General features: G+C 64.7%; 14 protein-coding genes. 1 reads left to right on the top strand and 13 read right to left on the bottom strand.

The features are described 5' to 3' along the window. Positions 1 to 2: 2 nt before the first annotated feature. The 7 genes from VFB18_RS02830 to VFB18_RS02860 form a co-directional block, all read right to left on the bottom strand. Positions 3 to 506, bottom strand: coding sequence for an RNA pyrophosphohydrolase (locus VFB18_RS02830; RefSeq protein ID WP_324970859.1), 504 nt, complete (start codon positions 504 to 506; stop codon positions 3 to 5). Positions 507 to 512: 6 nt separating this feature from the next. Then, positions 513 to 1,901 (bottom strand): divergent polysaccharide deacetylase family protein, encoded by a 1,389-nt coding sequence (locus VFB18_RS02835; protein WP_324970861.1) that lies wholly within the window; start codon positions 1,899 to 1,901, stop codon positions 513 to 515. Positions 1,902 to 1,970: 69 nt separating this feature from the next. Continuing rightward, the gene (locus VFB18_RS02840) at positions 1,971 to 3,320 is read right to left on the bottom strand and encodes a S41 family peptidase (protein WP_324970863.1); all 1,350 of its coding nucleotides are present in this window, start codon (positions 3,318 to 3,320) and stop codon (positions 1,971 to 1,973) included. Next, on the bottom strand, positions 3,320 to 4,609 hold the full coding sequence (locus tag VFB18_RS02845; RefSeq protein ID WP_324970865.1) for a murein hydrolase activator EnvC family protein: 1,290 nt from the start codon (positions 4,607 to 4,609) through the stop codon (positions 3,320 to 3,322). Before VFB18_RS02845 ends, VFB18_RS02840 begins: the two co-directional genes overlap by 1 nt. A gap of 178 nt (positions 4,610 to 4,787) precedes the next feature. After that, complete coding sequence (gene rlmH / locus VFB18_RS02850) at positions 4,788 to 5,270, bottom strand: 23S rRNA (pseudouridine(1915)-N(3))-methyltransferase RlmH (protein ID WP_324970866.1); 483 nt, start codon at positions 5,268 to 5,270, stop codon at positions 4,788 to 4,790. 48 nt (positions 5,271 to 5,318) lie between these two features. Further along, positions 5,319 to 5,729, bottom strand: a complete 411-nt coding sequence (gene rsfS, locus VFB18_RS02855; RefSeq protein ID WP_324970867.1) for a ribosome silencing factor — start codon at positions 5,727 to 5,729, stop codon at positions 5,319 to 5,321. 149 nt (positions 5,730 to 5,878) lie between these two features. Then, positions 5,879 to 6,481, bottom strand: coding sequence for a nicotinate-nucleotide adenylyltransferase (locus tag VFB18_RS02860; protein WP_324970869.1), 603 nt, complete (start codon positions 6,479 to 6,481; stop codon positions 5,879 to 5,881). Here VFB18_RS02860 and VFB18_RS02865 point away from each other — a divergent pair. After that, positions 6,480 to 6,986 carry a hypothetical protein gene (locus VFB18_RS02865; RefSeq protein WP_324970870.1) on the top strand — a complete coding sequence of 169 codons (507 nt, stop codon included), beginning with the start codon at positions 6,480 to 6,482 and terminating at the stop codon, positions 6,984 to 6,986. The genes VFB18_RS02860 and VFB18_RS02865 overlap by 2 nt on opposite strands. Before the next feature lie 31 nt (positions 6,987 to 7,017). Here VFB18_RS02865 and VFB18_RS02870 read toward each other — a convergent pair whose 3' ends face one another. From VFB18_RS02870 to rplU, 6 genes are all read right to left on the bottom strand, one after another. Next, entirely contained in the window at positions 7,018 to 8,298 is a 1,281-nt protein-coding gene (locus VFB18_RS02870) for a glutamate-5-semialdehyde dehydrogenase (RefSeq protein WP_324970871.1), read from the bottom strand. Positions 8,299 to 8,309: 11 nt separating this feature from the next. Beyond that, on the bottom strand, positions 8,310 to 9,434 hold the full coding sequence (gene proB / locus VFB18_RS02875; RefSeq protein WP_324970872.1) for a glutamate 5-kinase: 1,125 nt from the start codon (positions 9,432 to 9,434) through the stop codon (positions 8,310 to 8,312). After that, a complete protein-coding gene (obgE, locus tag VFB18_RS02880) occupies positions 9,431 to 10,483 on the bottom strand; it encodes a GTPase ObgE (RefSeq protein ID WP_324970873.1) in 1,053 nt (350 codons plus the stop codon). The genes proB and obgE overlap by 4 nt, the downstream gene beginning before the upstream one ends. A 56-nt stretch (positions 10,484 to 10,539) precedes the next feature. Next, complete coding sequence (locus VFB18_RS02885; RefSeq protein WP_324970874.1) at positions 10,540 to 11,070, bottom strand: GNAT family N-acetyltransferase; 531 nt, start codon at positions 11,068 to 11,070, stop codon at positions 10,540 to 10,542. A 139-nt stretch (positions 11,071 to 11,209) separates the two neighbouring features. Then, a complete protein-coding gene (gene rpmA / locus VFB18_RS02890) occupies positions 11,210 to 11,464 on the bottom strand; it encodes a 50S ribosomal protein L27 (protein ID WP_324970875.1) in 255 nt (84 codons plus the stop codon). 11 nt (positions 11,465 to 11,475) lie between these two features. Next, positions 11,476 to 11,967, bottom strand: coding sequence for a 50S ribosomal protein L21 (gene rplU / locus VFB18_RS02895; RefSeq protein ID WP_324970876.1), 492 nt, complete (start codon positions 11,965 to 11,967; stop codon positions 11,476 to 11,478). Positions 11,968 to 12,168: the final 201 nt, after the last annotated feature.

The raw sequence follows: 12,168 nt of genomic DNA on the forward strand, positions 1-12,168 counted from the left end.
CGTCACGGTTTGATCAGCGGCCGGAACTCCTCCACCACACGCTCATAAACCGCGCGTTTGAAGGGAACGATGAGGGAGGGCAGGTCCTCGACCCGCACCCATCGCCAAGCATCGAACTCCTGCTCGTGGCCCTCAGCCGGCGAAAGGTTGATCTCGCTCTCCGGCCCCTCGAAGCGTGCAGCGAACCAGAGCTGCTTCTGGCCGCGATAGCGCCCCTCCCAGGCAACGCCGATCAGCTCTTCGGGCAGGTCGTAGAGGAGCCATTCCTTGCTGCGCGCAAGAATGCTGACGCTGCGCACCCCGGTCTCCTCGAACAGCTCGCGCCGCGCGGCGGCCTCAGGGTCCTCGCCTTCGTCGAGGCCCCCTTGCGGCATCTGCCACCATTGACCCTCGCCCTCCGGCGCGTCGGCGCCCTCGGCGCGCCGTCCCACGAAGGCGCGGCCCTCGCGGTTGAGCAGCATGATGCCGACGCAAGGGCGGTATGGCAGCCCGTCTTTATCCGTCACGGAAGATCAGCTTTGGCTTTGTGAGCGAACCGCTGCGCTAACCGGCACCAGCACGAGGCCCTTGCTCTGGAGCTTGGCGGCCCATTCCGCGAGCTGCTTGGCGATGGCAGGCTTGGCCTTGACTACGCCGATCGCCGCACCCTTCTCCTTGGCCACCTCTTCGAGCTTGGCGAGCTGCTTGGCCATGTCCGCCGCCGACGCGTTGGCGTCGATCTCGACGGTCGCCACCGAATAGTCGAGGCCGATCGTGCTCGCGATCTGGCCGGCGGTCGAACCGTGCACACTGCCGTCGTCGATATAGAGCAGACCGCGCGCCTTGACCTCCTCGAGCACCGGCGTCATTGCCTCCTGCGTTGCCTCGAACTTGGAGCCCATCTGATTGGTGATACCGACATAGCCGGTATAGCGCGACATCAGCCATTGCAGCCGCTTCAAGTTCTCCTCGGGCGGAAGCGTGGTCAGAAGCGTGTGCGGTCCGGGATCGATCTTGGGATAGTCATCTGGCTCGAGCGGAATCTGCAGCAGAACCTCATGCCCGTCGGCGCGTGCCCGGTTCACCCAATCCTGCAACGAACGGCCATAGGCGCCGTAAGCCACGCTGACCGATGGCGGCAAGCCCTTCAGCACGTCACCGGGAGGGCTGTCAGGAAGGCCGAGCCCGCTTACGAGAATTGCCACGCGCGCGGGATCGCCTGGGTTCTTGGCGGCGTATTTCGAGGGCCGCGCATAGACGTCGATCGGCCGCCGCCCATCCGATGCGATCTTCGGCAGCGGTCCGTATTGCGATTCTTCGACGAGCTCATCCACGGGAACCGCTGGAAGCGGACCCGCGCCGGGTTCGACTGTGGGTGTTTCAAGCGGCGGTGGCGGTGGAGCGACGGCGGCAACCTGCTGCGTGTCGGCAGACTCGGCCGACGCGGTCGAGGCAGTCCGCTCGCCGGTGTCTGCCGCGCCCTGCCGCCCATCCGACGCGCCGGTGTTGGGCGTCTCGGGCGTTCCCGGCGTACCCACCTCGCCTTGCGGCATGACTTGGCCGGGAGCCGGCGGCTGCATTACCGGCGCCTGCGGCGCTGCGCCGGGCGCCACGGCAAATCCGGGCGGCATGGCCACGTTGTCGCCGGACTCGGCCGCTGCCGGGGCTTCGGGGGCCGCGGTGTTGGAGGGTGCCTCACTCGGCAAGGCACCGGCCCCCGATTCGGGAGCCTCTGCCGCGCCTTCCGATGACGGCGCCCCTTCGCCGGCGCCGGGTCCCGGCTCGATCTGCAGAATGGCGACCGGCTCGCCGGTATCGCCTCCCGGGAACAAGGCAAGCCACGCGACGCCGAGCACCAGCGTCCAGAACACGATTCCCGCGGCGACGACCAGCGCTTTCATCTCGACCTTACCTCCCCGCACGCCGGCCCTCTTGGTGGGGCTTCGCTACCTCCCGTCAGCACTGGAACGGTCGCCAAGCGACAACTTGGCCTAATTGGCCTCGGCCTTCTTCTTGGTCTCGGTATCGACCGACTTGATGCCGCGCAAGAGATCGAGCGCATAATTGAGCTGAGTGTCCTTCTCCTTCTCGGGCGCGACGTAGGACGAGCTTCCGGCCTCCTCCTGCGAGGCCTCGTCGTCGTCGTTTACGCCTTCGATCTTGAGGTGACCGCGCAGATTGGCTTCGCCGCGCGTGCTCAACTCGTCTGCCTTCTTCTTGAGATCGTCGGGCAACTCCTCTTCGACGGTCACGTCGGGATCGATGCCCTTGGCCTGGATCGAGCGGCCGGACGGCGTGTAGTAGCGCGCCGTGGTCAGGCGGAGGGCGCCGTTCGACCCCAACGGAATGATCGTCTGCACCGAGCCTTTACCGAAGGACCGCGTGCCGAGGATGATCGCCCGGTGATGATCCTGGAGTGCGCCCGCCACGATCTCCGAGGCCGAGGCCGAGCCGCCGTTGATCAGCACGATGACTTCCTTGCCATCGGTCAGGTCGCCGGGCCGTGCATTCGAACGCTGCGTCTCCTCGAGATTGCGCCCGCGCGTGAGCACGATCGCCCCTTGATCGAGGAAGGCATCGGACACCGAAATCGCCTGGTCAAGCAGGCCGCCCGGGTTGTTGCGGAGATCGATGACGTAGCCCTTGAGTTTCGGTCCGAGCTGCTTCTTCAGATCGTCGATGGCCTTCTGCAGGTTGGCCGTGGTCTGCTCGTTGAAGGTGGTGACGCGGATGTAGCCGACATCGTCGCCTTCGGCGTTGTACTTGACCGGATTGATGTGGATGATGTCGCGCGTGACCTTGACGTCAAAAGGATCGTCGACGCCCTTGCGCACTATGGTGAGCGTGATCGGCGAGTTGACCGGCCCGCGCATCTTCTCGACCGCTTCCTGAAGCGTAAGACCCTGGATCTGCTCCTTGTCGAGCGCGGTGATGAGATCGCCGCTCTGGATGCCGGCCTTGGCCGCCGGCGTATCCTCAATCGGGGCAACGACCTTGACCACGCCGTTCTCCATCGTCACCTCGATGCCGAGCCCGCCAAACTCGCCGCGCGTCTGTACCTGCATGTCGCGGAAATGTTTCGGATTGAGATAGGCCGAGTGCGGGTCGAGCGCACTCAGCATGCCGTTGATCGCGGCCTCGATCAGCTTCGAATCGTCGGGCTTCTCGACATAATCGGAACGCACGCGCTCGAGCACCTCGCCGAACAGATCGAGCTGGCGGTAGATCTCCGAGTTGGCCGCCGATGCGGACTGGCTCTTCGCCAAGCTCACCATCGTCGATCCGGCAGCGAGCACGGCCAACACCAGGAGCGCCCACAGCGCGTATTCGGATTTCCGCATCATCCTTGCACCTTTTCGGAAGCCTCGGCCCACCATGGGTCAGGGTCTATTGGCCTACCGTCCTTTCTGAATTCGACATAGAGGACGGGGCGTGAACTGTCATCGCCGCTCTGGCTCGGAGCCCCCGAACTTCCCATCACTGCGATGGGCTCGCCGGCTAGGACAAACTGGCCGAGGCTTACGTCTATGCGGCTCATCCCCGCAAGCAAAACATGATAGCCTCCGCCAGCATTTAGGATCAAGAGTTGGCCGTAGGAGCGGAATTCTCCGGCGTAAACCACCCACCCGTCTGACGGCGCGGTAATGCGCGCCTCCGGACGGGTCTGGAGCGAGATGCCCTTGGCCGTCCCGCCGGCGCTTTCGCTGTCTCCAAAGCGCCGGATTTCTCGGCCCTTGGCCGGCAGCCTCAAGGTGCCCTTGGCGGCCTCGAACGGCATGGCCGGCTTGAGCCGGTCGGGGCTCGCGAAGGCGACCCTGGTCGTGCTCGGCTTGATCTCGACCACGCTCTCATTGGCCGGGGTGGCCAAAATCTGGTTCTGTTCGCGCTCGCGAAAAGCCCGCTCGGCGGCCACTTCGGCATCGTATTGGGCCACCTCGACCTTGGCGATCTGTGCGTCGAACCGCTCGATCAATTCGTTGAGGTCGGTCACGGTCTGAGCCTGCTCGGTCGCCAGCTGCTTGACCTGGGCAAGCTCGGCTTCGCCTTGGGCGAGCTTCGCCTTCTTCTCGGCGAGGAGCCCGTCGAGCCGCTGCCGCTCGGCGGCGAGCCTATCCCGCTCCTCCTTCTCGGCATCGCGCTGCTCGCGAATTTTGGCCTCGAGACTGACCAGCCCTTCGAGCTCATGCGACAGATTGTCGGCCTCGTATTTGAGCTCGGGAAAGACATCGGCGAGCAGCATCGCGCTTCTGACCACGGCGAGCGCGTCGTCCCTCCGCGTCACGAGCGCGGGCGGCGGGGTTCGGCCCATCCTCTGCATCGCCAGAAGCATCTTATAGATCGTTTCCTTCCGCTCGGTGATCGAGCTCTTGATCACGTTGACCTGATCGGTCAGCTGCGCGAGCTTGGCTTCCGTGTCCGACAGCGTCGCCTCGCTCGCCTGCACTCTGTTGCCCGCCTCGATCAGCTCGCTGTTGAGCCTCGCCCGTTCTTCCCCAAGCGTCGCGATGTCTTGGGCGAGCCCCTGCTCCTTGGCGCGGCTCGACTGAAGCTGCTGCTCGGTTTCGTCGAGGCGCTTCTTCGCCTCCTCCCGGGAAATGTCCTCCTGCGCGACGGCAAGCCACGGCAACATGCAGACGAGCCCGGCTAAGAGCAGAGCAGATCGGAATCTCGGTCTTGCGGGAGTCAATCGATCGGATTGCGCCATGCGCCTTGGCCGTTTCAGCCGGTCGCAACGACAACGGAGCGATACGGCAGAATCAAGGCAAAACTCTTACGAATACTTAACCTTGCGCCTTCGCCGCGGAAGCCTAGGCGCGGTGATACGGGTGACCGGAAAGGATGGTGATGGCGCGATAGATCTGCTCAGCGAGAACGATGCGCGCGAGCCCGTGCGGCAACGTCAACTTGCCGAACGAAATGACGAGATCGGCTTCGTCGAGCGCCCTTAGCCCGAGGCCGTCAGCCCCGCCCACGAAAAAGGCAAGACCCGGCGCACCGCTGTCGCGAAGTTTGGCGAGGTCTCGCGCGAAGGCTTCGCTCCCCATCTCGGTGCCGCCGCGATCGAGGCAAATCAGCTTGTATGAGGATGGGCGCTTGGCGAGAAGCATCTCGGCCTCGGCTTCCATACGCGCCTGAGGACTGGCGCCCTTCGCCTCGGCGATTTCGACGACCTCGAGCGGCGAAAGGGCGACTTTCCGCCCCGCCGCCAGCGCGCGGCCGACATAGTGCGCGAAGAGGTCGCGCTCGGGCCCCTGCTTCAATCGGCCGACGGCAGCAATCAGGAGCCGCATGGCCCATCGGCCTCGAGTGCGGAGCGGCGAACCGCTCGCCGGAACCGGTCAGATCACCAGCCGCTCCATGGGACGGTCGGCCGACCACATCTTCTCGAGATTGTAGAACTCACGAACCTCGGGACGGAAGATATGGACGATGACGTCGCCTGTGTCGATCAGCACCCAATCGCACTGGGGCTGGCCCTCGACCCGGGCGCGGCCATAACCTTCCTCTTTGAGCTTCTTGATGAGTTGGTCGGCGACGGCTCCGACATGCCGTTGCGATCTCCCCGAAGCGAGCACCATGTGGTCGCCGATCGAGGTCTTGCCTGTCAGATCGATGCAGACGACGTCTTCTGCCTTGGCGGCGTCGAGCGTGTCGAGCACGGTATCGAGCAGGCGTTTCGGATCTGCGCGGTATGACGCAAACCCGTGAGCAGGCGTGCCGCGTAAGGCAGCCTCTCTAGCTGAGCGCATGTTTTGGTGAGTGTCCTTCTGCCATTGCTCCTCGCCGAAGCGGTGCCGCGAATCTACGCTCTGCGGAACGCAGAACGGTGACACTCGGTTGCCGCTTCACGACATAAAGATAGTATGGCCGGCAGCACCGTTTCAACAGCTAGTATTTTTTACTCGTTTTTCTTAATCGTCTTGTCCCCCGTCTTCCTCGTCTTCGCCTCCCCCCGGAGCGCTGTGGAGGAGAGCGGGGACAACCTATGCGTGATGATGGTCCAGGCGGGCGGCTTCATGCGTGCAAGTCCAGGCGCGTCTGATTCGTCGACATAGTCCCCGTGGAACCTTGTTGCCGCTTGGCTCGCATGCGCCTTCATGCGCGAGCCGGGCCGGTCGAGCACGGCGACGGGCACAGTCTCGAAGATTTTCTGCCAGGAGCGCCAGCGGTTGAAAGCTGCGAGATTGTCGGCCCCCATCAGCCAGACGAACTTGACTCCGGGATAGCGCCGCTTGAGCTCGGCGATGAGATCGACGGTGTAGGGCGAGCCCCTCTCGCCTGGGAATCCAGTCACGGCGATCCGTGGGTGGTCAGTAACCCGCCTCGCCGACGCCACTCGCTCCGAGAGGCTCGGTAATTTCGCCGGATGCTTCAGGGGATTGCTTGGCGCCACGATCCACCAAACTTGATCGAGGCCGAGCCGTTTGAGCGCCGTCAGGCTGATCTCGACGTGGGCTGCGTGCGCCGGATTAAACGAGCCGCCGAGGAGGCCGATCTGCATGCGCGGCGAAGCGACCGGCAATCGCGCGGCCTTCTCCGCTTCCGTGAGGGTTTTCGACGGCCGGCCCTCGATCGATTCGCGTAGCGCGAGCTTGGGAGCCGCGCGGCCTCGACCGATAGCAGCCCTCTTCTCCGCTTTCCTGCCCTTGATTTTGCGCTTGGCGCTCGGAGGCGCCGCCTTGGCCTTTAGTGTCTTGGCTTGCTTTGCGACCTTGGCCGGCTTCGCAGACTTGGAAAGCTTGGCCGGTTTCTTCGTCTTGGCGGACTTCGCGACCTTCGCTGGTTTTCTCGCCGTTGAAGCCTTCGCTGCGATCCGATTCGTCGCCTTGGACTTTCTCTTTGATGGCTTCAGTGCCTTCGCCGTCTTGGTTTTTGTGGGTTTGGTCTTTGTCGGTCTTGCCTTCCTGGCGCTTCTTTTCTGCTTCGGCTTCTGCTTGGGCACGTTCAGCTCCCGCAATCGGTGGGTCACTGCCCCTCATATCGGTGAAGAGAGATGCCAGCAATAGGAGGACTCGATCCTCGCCCCGGCCTCGGATCTCAGGGCCTGATCTGTCCGTTCCCGTGCACAACATATTTGAACGTCGTGAGCTGCTCGACGCCCACCGGCCCGCGCGCGTGAAATCTCCCCGTGGCGATGCCGATCTCGGTACCCATGCCGAACTCGCCGCCGTCGGCGAATTGGGTCGAGGCGTTGTGCAGCACGATCGCGCTATCGACGCGGGCGAGGAACGTTTCAGCCGCTTGCTTGTCGCTCGTGACGATGGCCTCGGTGTGCTGCGAGCCGTAGCGGGCGATGTGATCGATCGCCTCGTCGAGGCCGTCGACCACCTTGACCGCGATGATCGCGTCGAGGAATTCCTTGGGCCAATCCTCTTCGGTCGCGGGCTTTACCCGGCTGTCGGCCCGCTGCGCGTCCGGGTCGCCCCTTACCTCGCACCCGGCCTCGATCAACATCTCGACGAGAGGCGCAAGATGCGTCGGCGCAGCCCTGCGGTCGACGAGCAGCGTCTCAGCCGCGCCGCACACGCCGGTGCGCCGCATCTTGGCGTTGAGCACGATCCTCTTCGCCATGTCGAGATCGGCCGGCGCATGCACGTAGACATGGCACACGCCTTCGAGATGCGCGAACACCGGCACGCGCGCCTCGTTCTGCACGCGCGCCACGAGGTCCCGGCCTCCGCGCGGCACGATCACGTCGATCGCCCCACCCAACCCTTGCAGCATGAAGCCGACCGCCGAGCGGTCGACCGTCGGCACGAGCTGGATCGCTTCGCGCGGCAATCCCGCCTCCGCCACGCCTTCGGTCAAAAGATTGGCGATAACGAGCGAGGTGAGGAAGCTCTCCGAGCCGCTGCGCAGAATCACGGCGTTGCCCGACTTGAGGCAGAGCGCCGCGGCGTCCGCCGTGACGTTGGGCCGCGACTCGTAGATGATGCCGATCACCCCGAGCGGCACCCGCACGCGGGAAATCTCAAGCCCGTTCGGGCGCGTCCACGACGCCATCACCTGCCCAACGGGATCGGCAAGCGCCGCCACTTCGCGGATGCCCTTGGCCATTGCGGCGATGCGCGACGGATCGAGCATCAACCGGTCGAGGAAGGCCTGATCGCGGCCTTTGGCCCGCGCCGCATCGAGGTCCTGGACGTTGGCATCGAGAACCTTCTCCGCGTTTTGCTCGATCTTGGTCGCCATCGCCTCTAGCGCGCGGTTCTTGGCCTCGGCCGATGCAAGCGCGAGCGCCCGCGCCGCTTCGCGCGCAAGGCGTCCCATATACAGCATCATCGGCTCGATCGAGGCTTCCGGTCGCTCGGCAGGCATCGACATCGAATTCAACCTCTGCGGTAGAGCGTCATGTCGTCCCGATGGATGAGCTCGGGGCGGCCAAGGTAGCCGAGAATTTCAGCAATTTCACTGCTCTTGCGACCAATGATTGCCTTGGCCTCTTCGTAGCCGTAGGCGGCAAGTCCGCGCCCGATCTCGACGCCCTGACTCGTCCGGATCACGACCGCATCGCCCCGCTCGAAGCTCCCCTCGACGCGCATCACTCCGGCGGGAAGCAAACTCTTGCCCGAGGCGAGCGCCTGCACCGCGCCATCGTCGAGAATGACGGCACCTTTCGGCTCGAGCGTGCCGGCGATCCAGCGTTTGCGCGCGGTCACGGGGTCGGAGCGGGCGAGGAACCAGGTCGCGGTGCCCTTGTGGGCGAGCACCTCGAGCGGATGCAGGACCTTGCCGCTCGCGATCACCATATGCGTTCCGGCCGCGACCGCGATCCTGGCCGCCTCGATCTTGGTAACCATGCCGCCCTTGGACAAGTCGGAGCCCACATCGCCCGCCATGGCCTCGATCTCGGGGGTGATCTCGCGCACCTCATCCAGCCTCCGCGCGTCGGCGCTGGAGCCCGGCGGCGCGGTGTAGAAGCCGTCGACGTCCGAGAGCAACACGAGACAATCGGCGCTCATCATGGAAGCGACGCGCGCGGCAAGCCGGTCGTTGTCGCCGTAACGGATCTCGCTCGTCGCCACCGTGTCGTTCTCGTTCACCACCGGCACGGCGCCGAGCTTGAGCAGCGTCGTCATGGTGTTGCGCGCATTGAGGTAGCGCCTGCGCTCCTCGGTGTCGCCGAGGGTCAAAAGCACTTGGGCGGCGACTAGGTTCCGCTCGCGGAACACATCCTCATAGGCATGCGCGAGGTCGATCTGACCGACCGCCGCCGCAGCCTGGCTGTCCTCGAGCTTGAGCGGGCCCTTTGGAAGTTTCAACGCGTTGCGGCCGAGCGCGATGGCGCCCGAGGACACCACGACCACCTCCTTGCCTTGCGCTTTCAGCCCCGCGATGTCGTCGGCGAGCGCCTCAAGCCAGGCGTGGCGCAAGGTGCCGGAGCCCGAATCGACGAGAAGCGAGGAGCCGATCTTGATCACGAGACGATTGGCGCCAATCCACTCGGTCCTCATGGCCGCCACCGTTGCGGCGCCGCCACCGCCTTGCCTGTCTTTCTCTCGGTTTCCTCGGCGCGCATCGCCCTGATCTCCGGCACGAGGGCACGCAGCACCTCGGTCACGCCCGCTCCGCTCGCGGCCGAGACGACGAGAGGAGCGGCGCCCGCGGCCTTTTTGAGCGCCCGCGCCTTCTTCTTGATCTCGTCTGCCGGCACGGCATCGGCCTTGGACAAGGCGACGATTTCCGGCTTGTCCTCGAGGCCCGCGCCATAGGCTTCGATCTCTCCACGGATGACCTTGTAAGCCGCGGCTGGATCGTCCAGCGTTGCGTCGACGAGGTGGAGCAGAACGGCGCAGCGCTCGACATGGCCGAGGAACCTGTCGCCGATGCCCGCGCCCTCGTGCGCGCCTTCGATCAGCCCCGGAATGTCTGCAAGCACGAAGTCGAAGCCATCGATGCGCACGACACCGAGATTGGGATGGAGCGTGGTGAAGGGATAGTCGGCGATCTTGGGCTTGGCTGCGCTCACCGCGGCGAGGAAGGTCGACTTGCCGGCATTGGGCAGGCCGATGATGCCGGCATCGGCGATCAGCTTGAGCCTCAGCCAGACGGTCATCTCCTCGCCCTGTTGGCCGGGATTGGCGCGCCGCGGCGCCTGATTGGTCGAGGATTTGAAGTGCGTGTTGCCGAAGCCGCCATTGCCGCCGCGGGCAAGAACGATGCGCTCCCCGGGCTTGGTCAGATCGGCGATCAAGGTCTCGTTGTCTTCATCGAGGATCTGGGTGCCCGGCGGCACTTTCAGAACCACGTCGTCGCCCCTGGCGCCCGACCGGTTCTGCCCCTTGCCGTGACCGCCCTTCTTCGCCTTGAAATGCTGCTGATAACGATAATCGAGCAGCGTGTTGAGGTTCGCCACGCACTCGACGATCACGTCGCCGCCCTTGCCGCCGTCGCCGCCGTCGGGGCCGCCGAACTCGACGAACTTCTCCCGCCGGAAGCTGACGCATCCGTTGCCGCCGTCGCCTGAGCGGACATAGACCTTGGCCTGATCGAGAAACTGCATGGCGAGGGATTAGCACCAGTGTCTTTCCAAGACACTAGGAGAGATGGCGGCTAAGCCTAGCTCCTGAGGAAGCCGGCCAGAGCCGCCGCGCGATCTAGCCGGTAGGTGAGACAATAGGCCCTGGCCCCGCGCGCCGCGCAGTCGCGGGCCTCCCTCCCCTCCGGAACGAAGCCGAACTTGGCGATGACCCGCGCCGAGGCCAGATTGTCGGTGAAGTGACCGACGGTGAGATAATCGAAGCCGTCCTTCTCGAAGGCATGGATAATGAGCGCGCGCACCGCCTCGCTCGCATAGCCCCTGCCCCAATAGGGCTTGCCGATCCAGTAGCCGAGCTCGGCGTGATCGCCCCCGAAGGCGCGATAGCCGGTGCAGCCGATCAAGGCCCCGGCAGTCGTGATGGCGAACACCACGCCTTCTTCGCCGGCGAGAGCGCTCGCGATCCATTCGGCGGCCTGCTGTTCGCTATAGGGGTGAGGAATGGTCCCCGTCATGCTGGCGACATCGTAGTCGCCGGCAAGGAGGGCGATCCGCTCGGCATCTCCATGTTCGACCGCCCGCAAGAGGAGCCTCGGCGTCCTGATCGTCATGGCGTGAAGCTACACGATTAATACGAACGCCGTCATGGCCGGGCGTGGCCCGGCACCATCCACGATGTGAAGCCCGTGCATGTGGCAAATCGTGGAGGCCCGGCACTTCGGCCGGGGCATGACCAGAGTGCTGGCGCCGTTAGTGCGGCTTCACCGAGACGTAGACGCGGCCCTTCTGCTTGGTCGCGTAGCTCACCTCGCCCTCGCGGAGGGCGAACAGCGTATGGTCCTTGCCCATGCCGACGCCGTCGCCTGGGTGCCACTTGGTACCCCGCTGGCGAACGAGGATGTTCCCGGCGAGAACGCTCTGGCCGCCCGCTTTCTTGACGCCCAGTCGCCGGCCCGCCGAATCGCGGCCGTTGCGCGATGAGCCGCCTGCTTTCTTATGTGCCATGTCTTACGTCCTTACTTCTTCGGCTTGGCAGCCGGCCTCTTGGTGCCCTTCTTCTCGGCCTTAGCCGCGGGCTTCCGCGCAGGCTTGGCCGCGGCTTTCTTCTCTGCCGGTTTCGCTTCGACGTCAGCAGCAGCCTTCTTCTCGGCCTTCTTGGGCGCAGGGGCAGCCGCCTGCTTCGACGGCTTCTTGCCGTCGGTCAGGATCTCGGTGATCCTGAGCGCGGTCAGCTCCTGGCGATGGCCCTTCTTGCGGCGGTAGTTGGCGCGCCGCTTCTTCTTGAACACGGTGATCTTGTCGGCCCGCTTCTGCTCCAGCACCTCGGCGGCGACGAGGGCTCCGGCGATGGTCGGGCTGCCTGTCTTGTGGCTGCCCTCGCCGCCGAGCAGGATCACCTCGGCGAGCTCGACGATGTCGCCCGGTTTGCCGGCGATCTTCTCGATCTCGATGATGTCGTTCGGCGCCACGCGATATTGCTTGCCGCCCGTGCGAATGACCGCGAACATGGGAGTATCCGTCCAACTCTATGGGCTGAAAGGCCCGCACACGAATGCGCGGCCAAGCCTGTAAAAAGGGCTAATGAGCGGCGCAATATAGAGACCAAGGCCGATAAGTCAATTGCCGTCGCGCTTTTCCGGCCTCACGTGCCGATCCCGTTAATTGCCCCATAAAGAACAGAAAAATCGGTTAGGGCAGCTTCCCCGGAC

The organism is Methyloceanibacter sp. (genome assembly GCF_035650995.1).
In the GTDB taxonomy this organism is placed as follows: Bacteria; Pseudomonadota; Alphaproteobacteria; order Rhizobiales; family Methyloligellaceae; genus Methyloceanibacter.